20 protein-coding genes are annotated in these 23,489 nt (G+C 55.9%); 1 reads left to right on the top strand and 19 read right to left on the bottom strand.

Going from position 1 to position 23,489, the window contains the following annotated elements:
* Nucleotides 1-3: 3 nt before the first annotated feature.
* The 16 genes from C7387_RS02385 to C7387_RS02310 all read right to left on the bottom strand — a co-directional run bounded on the left by C7387_RS02385 (nucleotide 4) and on the right by C7387_RS02310 (nucleotide 18,008).
* Nucleotides 4-1,482, bottom strand: coding sequence for an MOP flippase family protein (locus C7387_RS02385; protein ID WP_120815959.1), 1,479 nt, complete (start codon nucleotides 1,480-1,482; stop codon nucleotides 4-6).
* A gap of 9 nt (nucleotides 1,483-1,491) precedes the next feature.
* Complete coding sequence (gene wcaJ, locus C7387_RS02380; RefSeq protein ID WP_120815958.1) at nucleotides 1,492-2,886, bottom strand: undecaprenyl-phosphate glucose phosphotransferase; 1,395 nt, start codon at nucleotides 2,884-2,886, stop codon at nucleotides 1,492-1,494.
* Between the two features lie 53 nt (nucleotides 2,887-2,939).
* Complete coding sequence (gene cpsG / locus C7387_RS02375) at nucleotides 2,940-4,310, bottom strand: colanic acid biosynthesis phosphomannomutase CpsG (RefSeq protein WP_120815957.1); 1,371 nt, start codon at nucleotides 4,308-4,310, stop codon at nucleotides 2,940-2,942.
* An 81-nt stretch (nucleotides 4,311-4,391) separates the two neighbouring features.
* Nucleotides 4,392-5,828 carry a mannose-1-phosphate guanyltransferase gene (gene cpsB / locus C7387_RS02370; protein ID WP_120815956.1) on the bottom strand — a complete coding sequence of 479 codons (1,437 nt, stop codon included), beginning with the start codon at nucleotides 5,826-5,828 and terminating at the stop codon, nucleotides 4,392-4,394.
* A complete protein-coding gene (wcaI, locus tag C7387_RS02365; protein ID WP_120815955.1) occupies nucleotides 5,825-7,072 on the bottom strand; it encodes a colanic acid biosynthesis fucosyltransferase WcaI in 1,248 nt (415 codons plus the stop codon). Before wcaI ends, cpsB begins: the two co-directional genes overlap by 4 nt.
* On the bottom strand, nucleotides 7,069-7,548 hold the full coding sequence (locus tag C7387_RS02360; protein WP_120815954.1) for a GDP-mannose mannosyl hydrolase: 480 nt from the start codon (nucleotides 7,546-7,548) through the stop codon (nucleotides 7,069-7,071). Before C7387_RS02360 ends, wcaI begins: the two co-directional genes overlap by 4 nt.
* 2 nt (nucleotides 7,549-7,550) lie before the next feature.
* Nucleotides 7,551-8,516 carry a GDP-L-fucose synthase gene (gene fcl / locus C7387_RS02355; protein WP_038256475.1) on the bottom strand — a complete coding sequence of 322 codons (966 nt, stop codon included), beginning with the start codon at nucleotides 8,514-8,516 and terminating at the stop codon, nucleotides 7,551-7,553.
* Nucleotides 8,517-8,519: 3 nt separating this feature from the next.
* Nucleotides 8,520-9,641, bottom strand: coding sequence for a GDP-mannose 4,6-dehydratase (gene gmd, locus C7387_RS02350; RefSeq protein ID WP_006820761.1), 1,122 nt, complete (start codon nucleotides 9,639-9,641; stop codon nucleotides 8,520-8,522).
* Nucleotides 9,642-9,658: 17 nt separating this feature from the next.
* Complete coding sequence (gene wcaF, locus C7387_RS02345; protein WP_006820762.1) at nucleotides 9,659-10,210, bottom strand: colanic acid biosynthesis acetyltransferase WcaF; 552 nt, start codon at nucleotides 10,208-10,210, stop codon at nucleotides 9,659-9,661.
* Nucleotides 10,211-10,225: 15 nt separating this feature from the next.
* Nucleotides 10,226-10,972 carry a colanic acid biosynthesis glycosyltransferase WcaE gene (gene wcaE / locus C7387_RS02340; protein ID WP_038256502.1) on the bottom strand — a complete coding sequence of 249 codons (747 nt, stop codon included), beginning with the start codon at nucleotides 10,970-10,972 and terminating at the stop codon, nucleotides 10,226-10,228.
* Between the two features lie 19 nt (nucleotides 10,973-10,991).
* The gene (gene wcaD / locus C7387_RS02335) at nucleotides 10,992-12,209 is read right to left on the bottom strand and encodes a colanic acid polymerase WcaD (RefSeq protein WP_006820764.1); all 1,218 of its coding nucleotides are present in this window, start codon (nucleotides 12,207-12,209) and stop codon (nucleotides 10,992-10,994) included.
* Nucleotides 12,184-13,401 (bottom strand): colanic acid biosynthesis glycosyltransferase WcaC, encoded by a 1,218-nt coding sequence (gene wcaC, locus C7387_RS02330; protein ID WP_120815953.1) that lies wholly within the window; start codon nucleotides 13,399-13,401, stop codon nucleotides 12,184-12,186. Before wcaC ends, wcaD begins: the two co-directional genes overlap by 26 nt.
* Nucleotides 13,398-14,243 carry a colanic acid biosynthesis glycosyltransferase WcaA gene (gene wcaA, locus C7387_RS02325; RefSeq protein ID WP_038256499.1) on the bottom strand — a complete coding sequence of 282 codons (846 nt, stop codon included), beginning with the start codon at nucleotides 14,241-14,243 and terminating at the stop codon, nucleotides 13,398-13,400. The genes wcaC and wcaA overlap by 4 nt, the downstream gene beginning before the upstream one ends.
* A gap of 17 nt (nucleotides 14,244-14,260) precedes the next feature.
* Nucleotides 14,261-16,423 carry a tyrosine-protein kinase Wzc gene (gene wzc, locus C7387_RS02320; RefSeq protein WP_006820767.1) on the bottom strand — a complete coding sequence of 721 codons (2,163 nt, stop codon included), beginning with the start codon at nucleotides 16,421-16,423 and terminating at the stop codon, nucleotides 14,261-14,263.
* Between the two features lie 2 nt (nucleotides 16,424-16,425).
* On the bottom strand, nucleotides 16,426-16,869 hold the full coding sequence (gene wzb / locus C7387_RS02315; protein WP_038256497.1) for a low molecular weight protein-tyrosine-phosphatase Wzb: 444 nt from the start codon (nucleotides 16,867-16,869) through the stop codon (nucleotides 16,426-16,428).
* A 5-nt stretch (nucleotides 16,870-16,874) separates the two neighbouring features.
* On the bottom strand, nucleotides 16,875-18,008 hold the full coding sequence (locus C7387_RS02310; RefSeq protein WP_006820769.1) for a polysaccharide export protein: 1,134 nt from the start codon (nucleotides 18,006-18,008) through the stop codon (nucleotides 16,875-16,877).
* 582 nt (nucleotides 18,009-18,590) lie between these two features.
* Between C7387_RS02310 and C7387_RS02305 the strand changes: the two genes are divergently transcribed.
* Nucleotides 18,591-20,171, top strand: a complete 1,581-nt coding sequence (locus tag C7387_RS02305; RefSeq protein ID WP_006820770.1) for a TerC family protein — start codon at nucleotides 18,591-18,593, stop codon at nucleotides 20,169-20,171.
* 45 nt (nucleotides 20,172-20,216) lie between these two features.
* On the opposite strand, the gene asmA is transcribed toward C7387_RS02305, so the two are convergent.
* The 3 genes from asmA to udk all read right to left on the bottom strand — a co-directional run bounded on the left by asmA (nucleotide 20,217) and on the right by udk (nucleotide 23,402).
* A complete protein-coding gene (asmA, locus tag C7387_RS02300) occupies nucleotides 20,217-22,064 on the bottom strand; it encodes an outer membrane assembly protein AsmA (RefSeq protein WP_120815952.1) in 1,848 nt (615 codons plus the stop codon).
* A 26-nt stretch (nucleotides 22,065-22,090) separates the two neighbouring features.
* Nucleotides 22,091-22,672 (bottom strand): dCTP deaminase, encoded by a 582-nt coding sequence (gene dcd / locus C7387_RS02295; RefSeq protein ID WP_120815951.1) that lies wholly within the window; start codon nucleotides 22,670-22,672, stop codon nucleotides 22,091-22,093.
* Between the two features lie 88 nt (nucleotides 22,673-22,760).
* Nucleotides 22,761-23,402, bottom strand: a complete 642-nt coding sequence (gene udk, locus C7387_RS02290) for a uridine kinase (protein ID WP_006820774.1) — start codon at nucleotides 23,400-23,402, stop codon at nucleotides 22,761-22,763.
* Nucleotides 23,403-23,489 lie beyond the last annotated feature (87 nt).

Here is a 23,489-nt window from a genome sequence, read left to right as displayed (position 1 = left end):
TTATTAGCCTGCACGGAGCAGCGTTTTCATTTTTTCGTTACGGCACAGCTGACGCTTGATTTCCACAACCAGCGGGTGGCGCGAGACCACCAGCATGGCGAGAAACGCCGCAATACCGCCTGCAATTTGCACGGCCAGCAGCACGCCCAGCGGCAGATGCTGATCGAGTGCGACGCCTAGCCCATAGCTCACTACAAGCGTGGGTATCGAGAGCCAGAACGGCAGCCACAGGCTCAGGATGTAATCCCGGTAGCTGGAGCCCAGCACCGGTTTTATCATCACGAAGTAGCTCAGAATGGTGTTGATGATTTGTACCAGCAGGAAGCCTGTCGTCACGCCGAGCGCCCCGGCGAGATGCCCGCCGACAATAATTGCCGGAATAAACAGGAACGTTTTAAAGACGTTGAATTTGAAACTGATATCCACCCGCGCTTTGGCCATCAGCAGCGAGCCAATGGGATTCCCCACCGAGCGTAACAGCCCAACCACGCACAGCAATTGCAGGACAGGCACGATGCTGCCCCACTTTTCCCCAAACACCAGCGGCACAAAGTTATTGCTGACCACCATCAGACCAAGCAGCGCCGGGAAGTTAAGAATGCCCACTATCGACAGCAGCTTGTAAAAATTGACGCGCAGCTTGTCGGTATCGTCCTGAATTTTGGCGAAGGCCGGGAACAGCACTCGGGTAATAATCGGGTTTAGCTTCATCGGCGGCACGACCGCCACGTTCCAGGCGAGGTTATACCCCCCGGCCGCCCCCGCCCCCAGGATGCGCGCCAGCACCAGCGTTGAGAGGTTGGTGTTCACGTAGTTAATGATGCTGTCGGCGGTCAGCCAGGCACCAAAACGCAGATTAGAAGCCACCGAGGCCAGCGAGAAATGCAGGCCCGGACGATAAATCTTGCGCCCGTACCAGCCAAACAGCAGCGTTCGTACCGCCGTATTCACCAGATACCCCAGAATCGCGGTCATCGCCCACGGCCAGAACCAGGCGCTCACCACCGTCACGCTAAAGCCCGCCATTACCGAGCTGGTTTCAATCAGGCCAATCTTGTTGAACTCCAGCTCCTTTTGCATCAGCGCGCGGAACTGCTGCCCGTGCGGGATCATCACAAAAGCCAGAGACAGCGTTTTGATAAGCGGCGCGAGATCCGGGTTATGCAGTACCCGAGCAATGGTGTCGCTCAGGGCAAACACCAGCGCAAACACCACAATCCCGAGCCCCACGTTCAGCCAGTAGAGCGTGGTCAGTTCAAGGCGACTTATCGCTTTACGCTGAATGATAGAGTTGGCAATGCCGAAGTCAGACAGCGTATCGGCGAGAGCAATAATCACCAGCGATACGGTCAAAAGACCAAACTGGTGGCTATCAAAAATGCGCGCCAGCCACGTCATCTGCACCAGCCCCAGGCCGATAATGGCAACCGTCGCCATCGCCGACCACTTTGCCCCGCTGATGGTTTTCTCTCTCAGGCTCATCCTGCTACCTCAATACGCCGTTTTGCCAATAAAGCCTTTGAAAATCGTCAGAAAAACAATCTTGATGTCAAACCACAAGCTCCACTCACGGATGTACTCAAGGTCGAACTCCACGCGTTTTTCCATCTTCTCGAGGGTGTCGGTTTCGCCACGCCAGCCGTTGATCTGCGCCCAGCCGGTAATTCCTGGCTTCACTTTGTGGCGCAGCATGTAGCCTGCAATGAGCGGTCGATACTGTTCGTTATGCGCCACGGCGTGCGGCCGCGGGCCAACTATCGACATCCCACCGGTCAGCACATTGATGAACTGCGGCAGTTCATCAAGCGAAGTACGGCGCAGAAAACTACCAACGCTTGTGACGCGCGGATCGTTCTGCGTCGCCTGCTTCACCACCTTGTCGTTCTCCATCACTTTCATGGAGCGAAATTTCCACACTTTGATGGGCTTGCCGTCGATACCGTATCGGGTCTGGCGGAAAATGACCGGACCCGGCGAGTTGAGTTTCACCGCCAGCGCAATCGCACAGAGCACCGGAGATATCAGCAGCAAAATCAGCGAGGAGAGCACGATGTCTTCCAGGCGTTTAATCACCCGGTTAATGCCCGATAGCGGGGTGTCATACAACGGCACCACTGGTACGCCGTTCACCTCTTCGGTGCGCGAATGGAGAATATTGAAGGTAAAAACATCGGGGATCAGCAGTACCGAACAGGTGGTATCGGCGAGGTCACTCACCAGGCGTTTGATGCAGGTTTCTTCGCGCATCGCCATCGCGATATAGACGTTATGGATCTTGCCGCCACGGGCGTCGTCGAGCAGTTGTTGATAATCCCCCGCCCACTGCGCCTGGGCGTGTGCTGGCGGTTCATCGTGATAGGTCCCCATCACTTCGTAGCCAAGCCACGGCTGGTTGCGAAAGCTGTCGAGCAGCGCCTGCCCGGCGGGTAAATCTCCGGCTACCGCCACGCGGCGAGTGTTGTAACCCTGATTACGCAGCCAGCCGGCGAGCGAACGGATCAACGAACGGCTGGCAACCATGCCGACGCTCGACACCAGATACCACATCAACCAGAGCAGCGCGCTGTCGTTAAAATCATCGTTGAACGCCAGCAGTCCGGCGCTGAAAACCAGGCTCAGGGTCCAGTTCTGCAACAGCAGCTGCAGCTCCGTTGCCATACGCACTCCACGCCAGGAGCGGTAAAAATCGGTCAGCCCGCCAATCATCTGAAACACCACCAGCGTTATCAGCGCCATCAGCAGATGCAGGTACAAAAAAGGTAAGCCAACGCTCCGGCACACCAGCCACATGCCGCCCAGCATGATGGTGATGTCGGAGAACCGTTGCACTATTGAGATTAACGATGCATTCGTTTTGGCTCGTTCGCGCTTTCTTAGAGTCGTCATCGTTGTTCCTGTGTTAGTTGACTTCCCCTCGCCTCACGGAGAGGGGAAAGGTATTACTGATTCAGCAGTGCCAGAATGTCCCGGGTGCGCGCTTCCATCAGCGCCGGGTCGCCGCGAGACTCCACGTTCAGGCGCACCACCGGCTCGGTATTCGACGAGCGCAGGTTAAAGCGCCAGTCGGCCCAGGCCATGCTGATACCATCGGTGTTGTCGACCTCCAGCGCGTGGCTGGCAAAATGTTCCGCCACCCGGGCGATGGCGGTCGCCGGTTCCGCTAGCTTGCTGTTGATTTCGCCGCTCGCCGGGAAGGCGGCCATGCGGTCACACACCAGCTCACCCAGCGTTTTACCGCGCAGGCACAGCAGTTCAGCCACCAGCAGCCACGGGATCATCCCGCTGTCGCAGTAAGCAAAATCGCGGAAGTAGTGATGAGCGCTCATCTCGCCGCCGTAAATCGCATCTTCCTGACGCATGCGCTCCTTAATGAAAGCGTGACCGGTTTTCGACATCACCGGCGTACCGCCTGCGGCGCTCACCACGTCCACGGTGTTCCACGATAAACGCGGGTCATGAATAATTTTCGCCCCCGGGTTGCGCTCGAGGAACGCCTCCGCCAGCAGACCAACGATGTAGTAGCCTTCGATGAACTGTCCGGTTTCATCGAACAGGAAGCAGCGGTCGAAATCGCCGTCGAAGGCAATCCCCATGTCGGCGCCGTGTTCAATGACCGCATGGCGGGTGTCGGCCCGGCACTCCGGCAGCAGCGGGTTTGGAATACCGTTCGGGAAGTTGCCGTCAGGGGTGTTGTGCACTTTGATGAAGGTGACCGGCACGTTCAGCGCCTTAAAACGCGCTTCCAGCGCATCCACCACCGGGCCCGCCGCGCCGTTACCGGAGTTGATAACCAACTTCAGCGGCCTGAGGTTTTTCACGTCGATGTAGCCAAGCAGATGGTCGAGATACGCCTCGCGCAGGTCGATTTTCTGATAACCGCCGCGCTGCGACGGCTCCACAGCCGGGAAGTCATTGGCCTCCGCCAGACGCTGTACGTCGCGCAGCCCGGTGTCGCCGCTTATCGGGCGGGCGCCTTCTCGCACCAGCTTCATGCCGTTGTAGTCCATCGGATTGTGGCTGGCGGTCACTTCAATGCCGCCGTCCACGCCGAGGTGGAAGGTGGCGAAGTAAATCTCCTCCGTACCGGAGAGTCCGATATCCAGCACATCAACGCCCGCGTCGCGCAGGCCCTTCGCCAGCGCCATCTTCAGCGCTTCGCTGGTGAGGCGCACGTCGCCGCCCAGGACGATGGTCTTCGGTTTCAGGTATTCGCCATAGGCCCGGCCAATGCGCCAGGCAATATCTTCATTCAGCTCGTCGCCCAGTCGACCGCGAATGTCATACGCTTTAAAACAGGTCAGTTTTGTCATGATTTACCCTTTTTCAGGCAACAGGAGGCCCTGACCATGCAAGGCCATTTTTTGTTGGTTGTTTTTTTACCCGGGTAGTGCTTACACGCGTCCGTATCTGTCGGCAAAGCGCACGACATCGTCCTCTTCGAGATAGGAGCCGGAGCGTACCTCAATCAGGTCGAGCGGGATCTTGCCGGGGTTTTCCAGGCAGTGGGTGGCGCCAAGCGGGATATACACCGACTCGTTTTCACCGAGCAGCGTAATATCGTCGTTGATGGTGACTTTGGCGGTGCCCGCCACCACAATCCAGTGCTCCGCACGATGGTGGTGCATCTGCAGCGAAAGCCCTTCGCCAGGCTTCACGGTGATGCGCTTCACCTGGTAGCGGTCACCGGCGTCGATGGAGTCATACTTGCCCCACGGGCGATATACTTCGCGGTGAATATGGTGCTCATGGCGACCATCAGCTTTGATGCGCTCAACCACTTTTTTTACGTCCTGAACGGCGTGTCGGTCGGCAATCAGCACCGCGTCTTTGGTCTGGACGACGACCAGATCCTTAACCCCGACGGTGGTCACCAGTCCCGATTCCGCGTACACGTAGCTGTTCTCGGTTTTATGGCTGATAACGTCGCCGTGGTGCACATTGCCCTCCGCGGTGTGATGGCTGATTTCCCACAGAGAAGACCAGGAGCCAACGTCGCTCCAGCCCGCATCCATCGGCACCACCACCGCGTCGGCGGTACGCTCCATCACCGCATAGTCCACGGACTCCTCCGGGCAGGCGAGAAACGCCGCTTCATCAACGCGAATGAAGTCGAGATCCGGGTCAACCACCGCCATCGCCTGTTCACAGGCACCGTAGATGTCCGGACGGAATTTATTCAGCTCTTCAAGGTAGCGTCCGGCGCGGAACAGGAACATGCCGCTGTTCCAGTAGTATTCACCGCTGGCAACGTACGCCTGGGCGGTATCAAGGTTCGGTTTCTCAACAAACTGCGCCACCTGGAAGGCCTGCGTATCCTGTGCAGTGGAGACGGCCTCACCACGGCGAATGTAGCCGTAGCCGGTTTCCGGAAGCGTCGGCACAATGCCGAACGTCACCAGCTTGCCGTTTTCGGCGTGGGGGATGGCGTCAAGCACCGCGCGGCGAAACGCTTCTTCATCCTGAATCACGTGGTCGGCCGCCAGCACCAGCATCAGCGGATCGGTATCCGGCGACTGACGCACCGCCGCCATAGCCGCCAGCGCGATAGCCGGCGCGGTGTTACGCCCGGCGGGCTCCAGGATAATATTCTCGGTCAGTTTATTAAGCTTGCGCAGCTGCTCCGCCACGATAAAACGGTGCTGCTCATTGCAGATAACCACCGGGCTTTCGCACTGCACGCCGTTCAGACGATGAATGGTCGCCTGCAGCATGGTAAGGTCGCCCTTCAGGCAGAGAAATTGTTTCGGATAGAGCACCCGGGACAGCGGCCACAAACGGCTGCCGGAGCCACCGGCCATCACTACCGGGTAAAGTTGCGCTTGACTCATGTTGTTAACCCCGACTCGTTGTGTGAAGAAATAGCGGTAATAAACTGACTCAGCACGTTCTCTTTCTCGAGCGTTCGCTCGGCATATTCGCGTGCCTGACGGTTCTCTTTGGGCATCGCCAGGACGGCGCTAATCCCTTCGCTCAGCGCCGGAACCGATTCCGGCTCGACGCACACGGCGATGCCCGGCACCTCGCGGCACAGCTGGCCTAATTCGGTATTGGCTTCGGCGGTGATAAGCGCATTTCCCCCCACCGCCAGAATATTGGTGAGCTTTGAGGGCAGCACCGCATCCGCGGCACCGCGTTTCTGGATAACCAGATGGCAGTCAGCCATTCTGAGCAGCGCCGGCAGCGCTTCATAAGGCTGCAGCGGCAGAAAGCGGACGTTGGTTAATTCGTAGCTGGCGGCCAGTTTTTCCAGCCGCGCTTTGCCACCGCCCTGGCCGACGATGACGAACAGCCACGGCTCATTCTGGTGCAGCTTCGCCACTTCAATCACATTCTCCAGCCCCTGCTTTTCGCCGATGTTACCGGAGTAAAGCAGCAGCTTTTTATCCGCAGGCAACCCCAGCTGTTCGCGCAGCACCACCGTCTGGGTCGCACTGACGTCGCGAAAACGTTCTGTCTCCGACCAGTTGGGGAAGAAAATCACCTTCTCCGCTGCCACGCCTTTCTCCCGCGCTTTGTTCATCATCGAGCGCGAAATCGTGGAGACGTTATCGACGTTCAGCAAACCGCTGCGCTCAAAGGCGCTGGCGAGCTTCGCCACTTTTCCGCCCTTGCCCTGCCCCGCCATCCCCAGGCCGAGCATGGCGTCCACTTCATAATCCTGAATATGCAGCAGCGTGCGGGCACCGGAGAGCTTCGCGAGCAGGCGCATACCCGGCGTGCAGAACAGCGTCGGCACCACGCCAATGATGGTGTCCGGCTTCCAGCGGCGCTGGGCCATCAGCGGGAAGAAACTACTGAGCGCAAAACTGCCAAGATGCAATAAGCGCTTCAGCGTAGAAGGCTGTTTTGGAACATACAGCGGGCATCGCCAGACGGTGGCATCGCCCTCTTCCCGGCAGTAGCGCCAGGAGGAGTAACGTTCCCCCACCTTCCACTCCGGGTAGTACGGCGGTGCGGTAATAACCCGCACTTCGTGCCCCTGGCGCGCCATCCACTCCACCATCTCACCGGTGTATTTGCCGATGCCGGTCAGCTCCGGCGAGTAGTTAATGCCATAGACCAGAATTTTCATAAGCCTGGTACTCCAGCGAAACGCTCCCGAAGAAAGTAAGCGCGGCTGTTGTCGTGGACGTTATCGGTCGCCAACAGCTGCTCAGGCGTCAGCCAGCGATAATCGTTGTGCTGACTATCCGGAAGCGCAAGCTGTTGTTCATCGACCTGCAGGCGAAAGCCCAGCACCACATAGTGAGTACTGAAATCGTCGCCCGAGAAGTTATCGTCGTAAAAATGCTGCCAGACGCCATAGAATGCGCCAGCAGAAAGCGGTAGCGACAGGCCGAGCTCGGCCTGCGTCAGTCGTACAAAGGCGTCCGCCAGCGTTTCGTCCTTCTGCACGCGTCCGCCCGGCACAAACCAGTAGCCCTGCGCCGGACGGTTGTTGCGTTTCCCGAGCAGAAATTCTCCACGCGCGTTCTCGACGATGAGATCCAGGGAGATCAGCGGCGTTGAACGTACTACGGTGGCAAAATCTTCATGCTTCAGAAACATGGTTACCCCCGGAAACGCTGCTGATTGGCGAGGAACCACTGGTAGGTGCTGGCAAGCCCGGCCTCCAGCGTCACTTCGTGGTACCAGCCGAGCTGATGCAGGCGAGAGACGTCAAGCAGCTTACGCGGAGTGCCATCCGGTTTACTGGCGTCAAACACCACTTCCCCCTGGAAACCCACCACTTTTGCCAGGGTGTGCGCCAGTTCGCGGATGGTGCAATCCACCCCGGTACCGACGTTAATGTGCGACAGCATCGGCTGGGTGAATTCCTGCCAGATATCGCGGTCCAGCTCCATCACGTGGATGCTGGCGGCCGCCATGTCGTCTACGTGGAGGAACTCACGCATCGGCGTACCGCTGCCCCACACCACCACCTCTGGTGCGTTGCTCTGGGCCGCCTCGTGAAAGCGACGCAGCAGCGCCGGGATCACGTGCGAGTTGCTCGGGTGAAAATTATCGTTCGGGCCGTACAGGTTGGTCGGCATGACCGAGCGGTAATCACGACCATACTGGCGGTTGTAAGACTCACACAGTTTGATACCGGCAATCTTGGCGATGGCGTACGGCTCGTTGGTCGGTTCGAGGCTGCCCTGCAGCAGCTCGCTTTCCGCCATCGGCTGCTTCGCCATTTTCGGATAGATGCAGGATGAACCGAGGAACAGCAGCTTGTTCACGTTGTGCACATGTGCCGCGTGAATGATGTTGCTCTCAATCATCATGTTCTCGAAGATGAATTCCGCCGGGAAGCTGTTGTTGGCGACAATACCGCCCACTTTCGCCGCCGCCAGATACACCTGATCGATACGCTCGGCGGCAAAGAAATCATTCACCGCCCGGCTGTCCAGCAGGTTGAGCTGGTCGCGGGTACGCAGTACCAGCTCCACGTTTTCACGCGGCTCCAGTTGCCGAACAATGGCTGAGCCCACCATTCCCCGGTGGCCCGCCACGAAAATACGCTGTTTTTTCATGGTTCAGGACTCCAGCGCGATGGCCACCTCGTAACCGTGGGACTTCAGCAGCGAGTGCTTCTTCGCGGCTTCCAGATCTTTGGCGACCATTTCAGAGACCATCTCCTGCAGGGTGATTTCCGGCTTCCAGCCCAGCTTCTCATGGGCACGGGAAGGATCGCCCAACAGGGTTTCCACTTCTGCCGGACGGAAGTAGCGCGGGTCAACTTCCACAATAACGTCGCCGGGTTTCACCCCAGGTGCATCGTGACCGGTGACGGAGACCACAATCCCCTTCTCTTCCACGCCGGTGCCTTCAAAGCGCAGCTTGATGCCCAGCTGTGCTGCCGCCATTTCAACGAACTGACGCACCGAGTACTGCACGCCGGTGGCAATCACGAAGTCTTCCGGCTGCTCCTGCTGCAGCATCATCCACTGCATTTTGACGTAGTCTTTGGCATGGCCCCAGTCGCGCAGAGAGTCCATGTTGCCGAGGTGCAGGCAGGATTCCAGGCCCTGGGCGATGTTAGCAATAGCGCGGGTAATTTTGCGGGTCACGAAGGTTTCACCACGGCGCGGCGACTCGTGGTTGAACAGAATGCCGTTACAGGCGTACATACCGTAGGATTCGCGGTAGTTAACGGTTATCCAGTAGGCGTACAGCTTCGCCACCGCATACGGTGAACGCGGGTAGAACGGGGTGGTCTCTTTCTGCGGGATTTCCTGCACCAGACCATACAGCTCAGAGGTCGATGCCTGATAGAAACGGGTTTTCTTCTCAAGGCCGAGGAAGCGAATGGCTTCCAGCAAACGCAGCGTGCCCATGGCATCAACGTCGGCGGTATATTCCGGGGATTCGAAGGAGACGGCCACGTGGCTCATTGCGCCCAGGTTGTACACCTCATCCGGCTGCACTTCCTGCAGAATACGGGTCAGGTTGGAGGTGTCCGTCAGGTCGCCGTAGTGCAGGTGGAATTTCGGGTTGCTGCTGTGCGGATCCTGATAAATGTGATCCACACGCTCGGTGTTGAAGGAAGAGGCACGACGCTTAATGCCGTGAACTTCATAGCCTTTTTCCAGCAGCAGTTCTGCCAGGTATGAACCATCCTGCCCGGTTACGCCGGTGATGAGAGCGACTTTTGACATGTTTATATTCCTCTGTTTTATAACGCTGTTTCAACGCGCTCGCGCGTTACCACTGCCGGGTTGCCACGACAAATTGTATTTGCCGGTAGCGACTTAAATACGCTGCTGCGGGCGCCAACGACGGTGCCATCACCGATAGTCACGCCCGGGGCGACGAAAACATCCGTCGCCAGCCAGCATTTTTCCCCCACCACAACAGGCGTGGCGTTAATATCAAAATGCGCACTCTGATAATCATGACTACCGGTACACAAATAACACTTCTGTGATACGACGGCGTTCGCCCCAATATGAATTTCACCCAGGGTATACAGCACGGCGTCATCGCCGACCCAGGCGTAATCCCCGATGGTTAATTTCCACGGATAGGTAATTTTTACCGAAGGCCGAATAACTACGTTTTTTCCTATTTTTGCGCCAAACAGGCGTAATAAAAAGGCACGCCAGCGGTAGAGAATTTGTGGCGACCAGGCAAATAACGTGGCCTGCACCGCCCACCATAACTGCACCTTAATACCGTTAGCGCCCCGGAACCCTTTTGGCACCGAGAATCCGTTTAATTCCTGCATGGTGTTTCCTTATATTCAGGATTTGTTATATAAGGACTTCGTTTTGCCGGTGGTGCGCAGGCGAAATAAATAAGACAATTCCGTCACCAGCTTCGGCAGACGTAAAATATTGCGCTGCACGTTTTTTGCATCCCGGCATAACTCCAGATTATTCGTCGTCGATACACCGCCCATCGAAAATTCGGATACCAGACCATTGATACGCTTAAACGTGAAACCGGCCTTAAATAAACGCGCCGCCAGGGCATAATCCGAGGACACGCGATATTGCAGATCATACGGATGTTGCTTCAGTCCTTGTAATGGAAAGAAGATAGCCTGATGGCTTGCCGGCAGGCTATGGTAAATATACCAGCCGGGCTTGGCGGTGCGGCGGGCTTTATTGCCATCGCCAAAGTCCAGCAGTGCATCACCGATATACATCGCGTTATCCGGTTTTTCTGCCAGCTGACGAACAAACTGCGCCACGTCCTGATGAAAAACATCGCCGGAGTTCAGGAAGATGGCAAAGCGTCCGCGCGCCATGTTGATGCCTTTATTCATCGCATCATACAGGCCGCTGTCCGGCTCGCTGACGTAGCGTAACTGGTGCTCTCCGTTCAGTTTTTGCAGATACTCCGCCGTCCCGTCCTGTGAGCCACCATCCACCACAATCCATTCAAACTCCAGCCCGGGATCGCCTGCCAGATGCGCCAGTGAGGCTTTTGTTTTCACCACACCGTCATAATTGCGAAATGCAACGGTAATAATGCTTAACAACATATTCATCCCCACTTGATACTTAGTGTACGATATTCAACGCCTTGCGCAGAATAAACGGACAGACAATTAAGAACGCATATTCCGGACTAAATATTGAGCCGGTAAAAAAGAGCGACACGGGTGTAAAAAGGTACAACTGCACACCGTAGTTCTGGTTATTACCAAACGCATGAACCATCATTCGACCAATTTTGGCCATGAACCATATCGTTCCGAATACCGCGAACCATGAAAAATAAATAATCAGCAGATACAAACCATTATCTATTGTTTTACCGACATCAGCACCGTTAAAGATTCCGAATGATGCAACATATTCGTAAAGCGAACCAAAACGCACAACGCCGTCTACGTGGCTTAAAGAACTCCAGACCATGACCAACGGACCGATAATTCGGTAATAGGATGACGAGCCTTCCTCACCCAAATCGCCCAGCCGCGCTGAGATATAAGGGAAAGCGAAGATCATTCCCACCATAAATACCGCAAGAGAAATAATCGCTAACGGCAACTTTTTGCGGATGGCTTCTTTGTTCAGATACTGAAATGCCCACTCCAGTAAATAAAACAGGATAAACGTCATCACCCCGGAAAACGATCCTGAGAGAACTATCCCTGCCAGAATCATAACATCTGTTTTTGGGGTTTTGATACCAAACTGTTTGATACAAAGCCAAATTGAGATTAATGCCAGAGCAAAGAAAGCAGGCTCGAAATAAAGTGCAGTGGTTCGCCTTCCGCCGAACTTGATAAAGTTCAGAACATAGCTGTTACTGTATATGAGATATTTCGAAATTATCTCCATTAAGCTACTGCCGCCGCTGAGGATAATCTGCGCCATTTCTGCCGCCGCCAGCAGTACCACAATCCCGACCACCAGATTAAACGCACACATCAGCTTGCGATAGTTATGCGGTGATACGGTCTTAAAGCGAATGCTCCACACCATGCCGAGAATAATCACGATGTAGATAAAAAGCATGGTGGAGGTGACGTACTTACTGGCATCCAGCGACTGGCCGAACAGATAGTTATACGCCGTCAGACCCGCCCCAACCCCCAGCGCTATCATCAGCTTCTTGACGCTAATTCTGTCGACATAGAGCAGCAGTAACAGGGGTAAAAACGTCACGATGGAAATCGGGAAGCTCTCCCCCAGCTGTGCCAGCTTGACGTTAACCAGCAGATAAATCAGCGGCAGCAGCAGATAGCTACAGACTTTGATAGAACGAGACATACTCCTCCAGCATTTGTTGCCCGCTGTAGGCCACGCGGCTTCGCTCACGGAAGGCCTGCAGCGAGTCGCCAAATACCGCCTGCGCCAGCGCCGCTTTCGGCAGCATCACCAGCTGCATCACTTCGTCGGTTGAAAAGGTTTTTCCGCCCGATTTTTGCAGCACTTCCTGCGCGGCGTCGCTGTGTGTGGCAATCACCGGCAGACCGATCGACAGCGCTTCGCAGAGGATCAGCGGGTAGTTATCCACCCTTGAGGTGAACAACAGGGCGTCGAGCGGATTCAGCTCATTCATCAACTGGCGCTTGTCGGTGAGATAACCGTGGTTAATCACGTTGTCGCCGCTAAACGGTGAGAACTTACCGAAAGTGTGTACTTCTACCGCATCGCCGAGGGCGATGATGTTTTGCACCAGCTGCTGATTGGTTTTACCGTCGTAGCGCAGGTCATGCGCCACCACGGCGATCTTTGGTTTACCCTCAGCCGGCACCGCCGGAACCAGTGCCTGAAGAATTTCTTCGGTCGCCACATCGATGCCGTTGTTGATTATCCGGCAGCGCCCTTCCCCATACAGGCTGTTGAAATCGCTGGCAACGTGCTGGCTGGGGGAAATAAACTGGCATCCCAGCGCCAGCATACTGCGAAAAAGTTGACGTTTTTCCGCCACCAGCGAGCGGGCGCGATCCACCTTCACCGGCGGGTAGTTCGTGAGCGTCGGGCACTTCCGGCAGCCGGTTTTCCAGCCGTCGCAGCCGTCGAGAAACGCGCAGCGCCCGGTGATGCTCCAGTGATCGTGCAGCGTCCAGACGAAGGTGACATCTGGCTTGTGCGCCTTCACTCTCTCACAGAACGTCACCACCTCTTCGAGGTTAAGCCAGTAGCTGTGCAGCACATGAAAATGCAACACCACCGGCTCAGGAATACGAGTAATAGTGTGATACAGCCCGTTCAGGTTGCCGAAAACATCCCGGTTAAAGAGACGAAACAGCGCCAGATTCGCCATCGACGTGGCGCGGGCCGTATGCTTAATCACATTAGGGTAGCGTTCATGGCTGACGCTCTTCTTCCCGCCTTTGCCATAGCCATAGACAAAGCGCGAGTTGAGCCCCTGCTGCAGCGCGCGCTGGTGCAGATCCAGCGCGACACCTGCCGCCCCCCCCTCCGCGAGGCGAACGTTAAATTGCAGAATATTCATGCCCGCCCCCGCAGCGCGTCGATCATGCGCTTACCATTTCGCAACGACAGCAGCGTCATCTGCGTACGCCATGACATTTTCTTATTGCGAATGACGTACAGCGAAAACAGCTGATACTTCTGGCTTGCGCGATCGAACCTGGCTTTATGCTTACGGTAGAAACGGTAATAGCCCGAGAATTTGCGCGTCGACTGAGTGATACGCACCCCGCCATGGTTGACGTGCAGCACCTGCGTGGCATCTTCCACCTTCCACGGATCGCCCCATGTCTCCACCATGCGCAGAAAGACGTCATAGTCCTGAGCCGCAGCAAGATTGGGGTCGAACAGGCAGTTTTTGAAGCACTCCGCCCGCGAGAAGACCTGATTACCCACGATGTTCTTTTTATAGAATCGCTCACGGGTAAACGGGCGTTTGGGGTACAGCGGCAGGCTTGAAGGCTGCGCGTACACCTGCCCTTCACACACGTAGTCGTTGGCGTAGAGGAACGAGTGGTCGGCAAGTTTCGCACGGTGTGCCAGAAACGACGACAGGCGGTTGGGCGTCCACTCGTCGTCATCATCGATTCCGGTAATAAATTCGCCCCGTGCCTGGCCGATTGCCTGATTACGCACGGTGCAGGCACCGGAATTCACCGCGTTGCGCGTATAGCTAACACGCGCATCTCCCAGACTTTGTACATACTGCATCAGCTCTTCAAAGGCCGGCGAGCAATCGTCTACAATCAGCATTTCCCAGTGCGGGTAATCCTGACGCAGCACCGATTTTATCGCACGAATGGCCAGCTGCTGCCGGTTCCATGTCGGCATATAGATGGAAATAAGCGGACGATCGTTGGTCATGATTTTCACCGAACTCATTATTTACTGTCTGACTTGTAGTGGTACTCGTAGTAACCGAAGTCCTGGTACCCGTTGGCGCGGCGGAAGATGGAGTTAAGAATGACCCCACGCACGTCGATGCCGTTCTGTTCGAACCGGCTGAGGCTCGCTTCCACTTCATTCATGGTGTTCACCCCGTAGCGCACCACCATCAACGTCGTACCCGCCATGCGGCCCACGATGGCAGCATCGGTCACCGCCAGAATTGGCGGGGTATCAATCAGTACCAGGTCATAGCGGCTGCTGGCCCAGTTAACCAGCTCGCCGAAGCGTTCGCCCATCAGCAGTTCCGACGGGTTTGGCGGTACCTGACCGCGCGGCACCAGGTCGAAATTCTCGATGGTCGTTTTCTTGGCGCAGTTTTCAATCTCCGCTTTTCCGACCAGGATGTCTGACAGACCGTTTTCGTTGTTGGTCCCCAGCAGCTCATGGGTGTACCCCTTACGCATATCGCAGTCGATAAGCAGTACACGCTTGTGGGTCTGACTCACCACCGCCGCCAGGTTGGCACAGACAAACGTCTTACCGATCGACGGGCTCACGCCCGAGAGCATCAGCACGTTGTTTTGTGCCTGCATCATGGCGAAGTGCAGACTGGTACGCAGGCTGCGTATCGCTTCGATGGCAAGGTCAGCCGGGTTACCCAGCGCCAGCAGCTGACTTTGCTTGAAGCGTTTGACGCCGCGGACGCTTTTGATGTTGTCGCTGGCTTTTTGCCATTCGGAAAGCGGAATGCTGGCGTAAACGCTGATGCCTCTGTCTTCCAGCGCCTGCGGGGTTTCGATACCACGGTTAAGCAGCGAGCGCAGCAGTACACCAACAATGGCGAGCATCAGGCCAAGGATCAGACCGCCGAGAATGATCAGCGCTCGCTTCGGCTTCAGCACGCCTGGCTGCGAGATGGCGTGGTCGACGATACGCACGTTACCGACGGTGCTCGCCTGCTGGATTTTCAGCTCCTGTTGGCGGTTCAGCAGCTGCATATACACCTGCTGGCCGGACTCTACGTCACGGGTCAGACGTACCACTTCCTGCTGGGTTTTCGGCATCGCGGTGACGCGCTTGTTGAGGTTGCTCTTCTCGTCCTCCAGCGCCTGGCGTTTTTCCAGCAGCGTGCGGTAGGCCGGGTGACGTTTGGTGAAGAGTTTGGAGATCTCCGCCTCTTTGAAGGTCAGTTCGTTCAGCTGGGCGTCAATGTTAACCATGGAGTCGAGCACCGATTTCGCTTCCAGCTGCAGGTCAACGGAGTCTTTCTGCTGACGATAGCTGTTGAGCTTGTTCTCTGCGGTATCGAGGGTGCTACGGACCTGCGGCAACTGCTGAGCGAGAAACGCCAGGCTTTTCGCCGCCTCTTCCGATTTACGCGCCACGTTCTGCGCCAGGTAGTTTTGCGTGATGCTGTTGAGGATCAGCCGAATTTTGTTACGGTCTTCTCCGGTAAAGGTCAGGCTCAGTACGCCAGTGTCTTTGCCATTCTCGGTCACCATCAGGTTATCCTGCAGGCGATTGATCATCGCAAGCGTCGAATATTTGGTGACGGTGAAGGCATCTCCGGTTTGGGCATGAATGCTGTGAACCATCATGCTGACGCCGCCTCGGCTTAGCAGTTTCCCGGTTTCACCACGGGCGCTGAAGCCGTCGTCGGTGGTCAGGCGATAGGATTTCGGCCCCAGCACCTCAAGGGTAAACTCCTGCTCCTTCATGCTCTCGGGACGATTGAACGTTTCAATCCGCACATAGTCGTCTTTACGACCCATCAGGCGATCCCACCCTGCCCCCAGGATCGGGAAGGTGTTTTTATTCACCGCGATATCCAGGTTCAGGTCTTCGACGGTTTTGCCTAACACCATGCGCGACTGAATGAGCTGAATTTCCGAGGCCGAGGCGGGAGGTTTGCTGTTAAGGGCAGAATTCAGATCCTGCACCAAAGAACTGCCGCTGTTTTGTTCAATTTGCACCAGCGCATCGGCGCTGTAGATGGGGGTTGCGAACAGGGCATAGATTACTGCCGCAAGACCGAATACGGCGGTGACGCCCAGCACCAGCCATTTGGCCTCCACGACGGTGCCGATGAGACGGCCGATATCAATCTCATCGCTCCCGGTCGCCTGCGATGCAGAAGGTTTCATTTTCTCTGTCATTATTATCCCTGCTGAGCGTTGAGAGCCTTTGCCCACTGGCGGGCAGACCGTTCAATTAACTGATACACCGCTTCAAAAGCGTCCCGGCTTTTGCGGTACGGATCGGGGATCTCTCGCTCGTTATCCCAGTGACCAAACAGCATCACTTTGCCCCGCATCTCCGGGGCAATTTCACACAGTCGGGAGATATGACGCCTTTCCATCGCGAGGATAAGGTCGTAATCCCGGCACATGCTGCCCGAGATCTGCCGCGCACAATGCCCGTCGAGCGAAATGTTGTGCTCCGCCGCAACGCGGGCGGCGGCGTCATCGGCGCCTTTACCGACCAGCGCCCCAAGACCTGCAGACTCCACGGTAAGATCCGGATGGTAGTTTTTCAGCAAACGCTCAGCGGTTGGGGAGCGACATACGTTCCCCACACAGACCACAAGAATTTTGTTAAACATGCGCATCACCACGTATGGATGTCTTTTGCCGTATCCGTCATGTAACGCACGCTACTGATGGTTGGCAGAAGTTGGTTAATCAGACGGTTCCAGCGCGTGACTGGCGCGGTTGTCACATACACCACGTCGTACGGCTGCAGCTCGAAGTTGGTCGCCATCACAAGCGAAGTCGCATCAGACATATCAAGCTGATAAACGCTGGCAATCTTGCCGGACTTGTCTTTCTGCAGCGGACGGATAACGAAAATGCCGCTGGCGTTCGACGAAGTCAGGTCGAGACCTTCCGCCTGGCCCAGCGCTTCGGTCAGCGTCATACCGCTGAAGTCCATTTTGAGGGTGCTCTGCTTCTTCACTTCACCCATCACGAAGACTTTCAGGTCGTCATTGCGCGGCACAAAGAGGATATCGCCCGGATAGAGCAGACGGTTCTGGCTGAGATCGCCGTTTTGCATCAGCGCCTGCAGAGAAACCCGCTGCTCGCGACCGTTGTGCGTCAGCACCACGTTGCGCCAGTCGGCAGCATCGGTCATGCCACCTGCGGCATTTATCGCATCAAGAATGGTCAGCGGTACGTTGGTGATCGCCTGTTGCCCGGATTTGTTGACCTGTCCGGAAACGTAGGCTTTCTGTGAGCGGAACGCGGCCACGTTCACATCGACCTGCGGATCGCTAATATAGGCCGCCAGCCGTGAGGTAATGTCAGAACGAATTTCCGACAGGGTTTTGCCGACCACTTTCACTTTGCCGACATAGGGGTAGAAAATAGTGCCGTCTGGCTGGACCCAGTTCCCGGTATCACTGGAGCTACGATACTGCCCCGCCGGCGTCGTCAGTTCCGGGTGATCCCAGACCGTAACGTTCAGAACATCTCCCGGGCCAACCCGATACTGGTAATTGTTTAACTCCTGATCCAGCGAGGCATTGGGTTGCGCCACATTCGGCCGTGGCCGTAATTGCTCAACCAGTCGCGGGGTCAGCGGATAAACATTCACCATTCGGTCGATATCAAAGTCTGCATCTTGCTGCTTGATAACGTCTTTACCGAAGGTCGACATATTACTGCCCGGAAAGACCGTGCAACCGCTCATAAGGGTTACCGACACCAGCAAAGGTATCAATTTTGGTTTGCAATTCATCATTGATTATTTATCACTATGGCAGAAAAAATTATCCTGTTCGAATTAAATAAAACGTCCCAGCCCATTATCCCGAACCGCAGGATGCATTTAATCGAAACGTAATATAATTGGCATCTATCCTAAAAGAGAGCCTGTTTACTCGCAGGCTATTGACAGAATAATCTCAGCCATTCACCGCACCGTCAGGCACGCTACCGCCCCTGGCTTCCGACCCAGACTTCTAAAAAAAGAAAATAAAATAATGATCCCGATATTGCGTCTGGAATTGTTACAGCTAAGCCAATAGCAGGCAAGGCAACAATTCCGACAAATTAAATTTTAAGAATAATATTAACCGCTAATTTCTGAGTTTTTAGGATTATATTTATATTGACAAAGAGACGTTATCTAACCTAATACAGATAATTCCTGGCTATTATCCTAAAGAAAATAAACGTTAACCCCGAAAATAATAAGATTATATTTTCGGATTATCGCCATCCGCTATTAAGAATAATCGTAAGAAGAGATTGCAATTTGCGCCGCTATTATCCATGATCTACTACTGATAATAATGGTCAGACATAAGGCATTAATCCACATATGGAATGGGTAGCAGATCCCTCAATCTGGGCTGGTCTGGTGACGCTTATTGTCATCGAACTGGTGTTAGGTATAGACAACCTGGTGTTTATCGCCATCCTCGCGGAAAAACTGCCCCCCGCCCAGCGGGACCGCGCACGCGTCACGGGCCTGATGCTGGCAATGCTGATGCGCCTGCTGCTGCTGGCCTCCATTTCCTGGCTGGTGACATTAACGCAACCGCTGTTCAGCGTCGGGGACTTTAGCTTCAGCGCCCGCGATCTCATTATGCTGTTCGGTGGCCTGTTCCTGTTGTTCAAAGCAACCGTAGAGCTTAACGAACGGCTCGAAGGAAAAGACAGCGAGAACCCCACCCAGCGGCGTGGGGCTAAATTCTGGGCCGTGGTGGCACAGATTGTGGTGCTGGACGCGGTATTTTCACTGGATTCGGTGATCACCGCCGTCGGGATGGTTGACCATCTGGCGGTGATGATGGCGGCGGTCATCATCGCTATTGCCCTGATGCTGCTTGCCAGCAAAGCGCTGACCCGCTTCGTCAACAGCCACCCGACGATTGTAATCCTGTGCCTGAGCTTCCTGCTGATGATTGGCTTTAGCCTGATTGCTGACGGCTTCGGCTTCCACATTCCGAAGGGGTACCTGTACGCCGCCATTGGTTTCTCGGTGATGATAGAAGCATTGAACCAGCTTGCCATGTTCAACCGCCGCCGTTTCCTCTCCGCCAATCAGTCGCTGCGCAGCCGTACGACCGAAGCCGTGATGCGGCTGTTAAGCGGGCAAAAAGAGGACGCCGAGCTGGATGCGCAAACCGCTTCGCTGATTGCCGACCACGATGACAGCGAACTGTTTGACCCACGAGAGCGGCAAATGATTGAGCGGGTGCTGAACCTCAACCAGCGTACGGTCAGCAGCATTATGACCTCGAGGCATGATATTGAGCATATCGATCTCAGCGCGCCGGAAAGTGAGATCCGTGCACTGCTTGAGAAGAACCAGCACACCCGTCTGGTGGTAACCGGCGGCGAGCATGATGAAGAGCTGGTTGGTGTGGTGCACGTTAACGACCTGCTGCAGCAATCGCTGCGCCACGAGCCTCTCAATCTGCGGGTACTGTTACGCCAGCCGCTGGTATTCCCGGAAACGCTGCCATTGCTGCCCGCACTCGAGCAGTTCCGTAACGCCCGCACCCACTTCGCCTTTGTGGTGGATGAGTTTGGGTCTGTGGAAGGGATTGTCACCCTGAGCGACGTCATGGAAACCATCGCCGGCAATTTGCCTAACGAAGCACAGGAGACCGATGCCCGCCACGATATCCAGAAAAATGCAGACGGCAGCTGGACGGCCAACGGCCATATGCCGCTTGAAGATCTGGTGCAGTACGTCCCGGTACCGCTCGATGAAAAACGGGAATACCACACCATTGCCGGTCTGTTGATGGAGTATCTGCAGCGCGTCCCGACACCGGGCGAAAGCGTCAACGTCGGTGGCTATGTGCTGAAAACGTTAGCGGTTGAGAACCACCGCGTGCAGCGGGTGCAGATATTCCCGCCGGCCGAAGATGCGCTGGATTACCAGGTCTGAAACAAAAAGGGCGGCCAGTGGCCGCCCTTTTATCTGGTCTGCTGATTAAAGCTTATCGAGCAACTTCTTCACGTCTTTGCCGCCCTGGCTCTCCTGATTACGCTCTGCCCAGTCGTTAAGACGACGCTTCATCTCATCCTGCAGCTGCTTACGCAGCACCTGATCGACCTGCAGACTGTAGCTCAGCTGTTGCCATGGGCCATAAACACGCAGCGGAACGGCGGTTTTCTTCAGCGTTTCCACAAGCTTACTGTCGCCTTTCCAGCCATCGGTAACGCGCACGTTAAACTGCATGTCGCCCTGCTCTTTCACCAGATCCAGGGTGCCTCCACCGGTGACAGCCAGCAGCGAGGACTGACCGTCCATGTTGCTCATCGTCAGCTGACCGTTGTCGAGTTCGAGGTCGACGGAGGTTTTATCAAGCGTCGTGGCGGTATCCAGGTTTTCCATCGCCTGCACGTTGGTGCTGCGTTCAACCGCCTGCTGCACCAGCTGCTGGAAGTTCAGCCCTTCCGCCCGGGAGTTCAGCAGCTCGATGTGGGCGTTGCCCTGCCAGTGGCGACGGAAATCGTCGGCGTCAATTTTGCTGCCGCTGAAGTCGCCCGCCAGGCTGAGTTTGCCGCTGAGCTGGATCGGATAATCGAAGGCTTTGAGGATGGTTCCAATCTCAATATTATCGATTTTCGGCTGGAAATCCGCCTGTGGGGTATCCTTACGTGCGTCCAGCGTGCCGGGCAGTGACATTTTACCGCCACCGAGCTCGCCCTGCAGTGCAGACACGGTCAGCAGCCCGGCCTGATTGCTGAGGTTGCCGGTGACGTTGGTAAAGTTCATTCCACGCCACAACACCTGGTTTGCTTTCAGGTTCAGCATCGCCTGGTAGCCCTTCAGCGCACTGTACGGCGACTGCTGATTGCTGTCGGCAATCACCGGTCGCGGCTGAGTGCTCTGGCTCTGCGCCTGCTGGCTCGTCCCGTTATTATTTTCCGGAGCCCCCTGCGACAGCAGGTTATCCAGATCCAGTTTGTCGAACTGCAGATTGAACAGCCACTCGGGCTTATCGGCCAGTACGACGCTGGCATCTCCGGCGACGGCGCTGTCGTTAGCGGTCAGCTTCAGATTGCTGAAGCTGAGCTTCTTCTCATCTTCCAGCCACTGCGCTTGCATGCTTCCCTGCCCGCTGATCCCCTGGGTAGGAAGGTCCGCGCCCTGCATCTGCCAGTTCAGCTTCGTCAGATTCGCGGTCAGTGAATGGGGGTAATCGCTGCCATCAATGTCAGCGCTAAAAGAGAGCGAGGTATCCTGCTGATCGCGGGTAATGCGACCGGAGAAATCGAGGGTGCCCTTGTGCTGCCGGTCCTGATCCATCTCCAGACGGATATCACGCACGGTAATCAGTTCATCGTTAGCGCGCTGGAACACCAGCAGGCTGTCAGCCACCTGCAGGCTGGCAATATCAAACGACCAGCCGCGATCTTCGGCGACATCGGGCAGCGAGTTGTCCTTCGGCCCGACGGGCGCATCCTGGCCCCGCACGGCTTCCGTCGCCGGGGTCAGCTGTACCACTGCGCCCTTGAGCATCACCTGCTTCACCTGCAGCTGGTGCGACAAAAGCGGCATCAGCGCGACATCAAGACGCATATTCTCAGCACGAACCAGCGGCTGGCTGGCACCCGGCGCGGTGAGTGACATACGTCCGGAGAGAATGCTGAGCTGCGGCCAGACGTGCCAGCGCAGTGGACCATCAAGGTTCAGTTGATAACCGCTGCGCGTTTCGACCTGCCGCACCATATAGGCGCGGAAATCGTTAGGGTTGACCAACAGCACCAACGCGGTGAGGCCGGCGACGACCACCACCAGCAGGATCATCAGCGTTGTCAGAACTCGTCTCATGGCATCCTCAATCCGACTGAATCGACTTAGTCTTTATCAATACGACTGGCAACAGCACCGTGCTGGTTGCGATATTTGGCGTCTTCACGGCGGTTGTACGGACGCGCCGCCGGGCCGGAAAGCGGTTCAAAACTCAGTGCCCCAATGAGCATCCCCGGACGCAGCGCCAGCGGCAGCTTACCGGAGTTGTAGAACTCCAGCACGATACAGCCGGACCAGCCCGGATCGATACGATGTGCCGTCACGTGAACCATCAGGCCAAGACGCGCGAGCGAGGAGCGACCATCGAGCCAGCCCACCAGATCCGCCGGTAAGGTGACAGATTCATAGGTTACCGCCAGCGCCAGTTCGCCCGGATGCAGATAGAATGCTTCGCCTTCGGCCAGCACAATCTCTTCGCTCATCACGCGCTCAAGCGCTGCGCTCACCTCGGCTTTCGGTCCGCTGAGATCGATAAACGCCGCCGTATGGCCGCTAAAGGTACGGAATTTGTTGCCGAGGCGAACATCGACCGTCGCACCGTTGATGCGTTCTACCGGCGGACGCGGGTTAATCGACAGGCGGCCTTCATCCAGCCAGGCTTCTATATCTCGGTCACACAGACGCATGCGCGGTCTCCTTTCGGCGTCAGCCCTTGCGCTTTTCGCGCAGAAGGGCTCAACAGATTATCTTTGAACGTTACACAATTCGCGGGGGTTATTCAAAAAACTGACTTATCTTTGCCTTCAGAATATCAATGGCAATACGGTTTTTCCCACCGCGCGGCACAATAATATCGGCATACTGTTTGGAAGGTTCGATAAATTGCAGGAACATCGGGCGCACGGTTTTCTGATATTGTGCCATGACCGAGTCCATTGAACGTCCACGTTCGTTGACGTCACGCTTAATGCGGCGCATCAGGCAAATATCAAGCGGCGTGTCGACGAAGATAGAGAAGTTCATCTCTTCACGCAGGCGCGCGTCGGTAAGCAGCAGAATACCTTCAAGGATGATGACTTTTTTCGGCTCAACGTGCACGGTTTGCTGAGTGCGGGTATGTTCCACGTAGCTGTAAACCGGCAGTTCAATCGGGTTACCGCGTTTGAGCATCTGCAAATGCTGGAACAGCAGGTTGTGATCCATCGCGTTCGGATGGTCATAGTTGGTTTTAACGCGTTCTTCCATCGACAGATGGCTTTGGTCTTTGTAGTAACTGTCTTCCGGAATGACGCCGATGTGCTCATCGCCAACCTGTTCACGTAATTCGCGGTAAAGCGTGCTGGCTATTAAACTTTTACCGGATGCAGATGCGCCTGCGATACCTACGATGACGCACTGATGAGACTTATCAGTCATAAATTTTTGCGACCTGATTAACCTGGAAATTTGGAAGGGCGACGCCTGAGGCGTCAAACGCGGCAATTATAGGGATTTCAGCGCCGC

Source organism: Yokenella regensburgei, assembly GCF_003634235.1.
In the GTDB taxonomy this organism is placed as follows: Bacteria; Pseudomonadota; Gammaproteobacteria; order Enterobacterales; family Enterobacteriaceae; genus Yokenella; species Yokenella regensburgei.
Note: the sequence above shows the minus strand (reverse complement) of the source record. Positions and strands in the feature narration are given on the sequence as shown.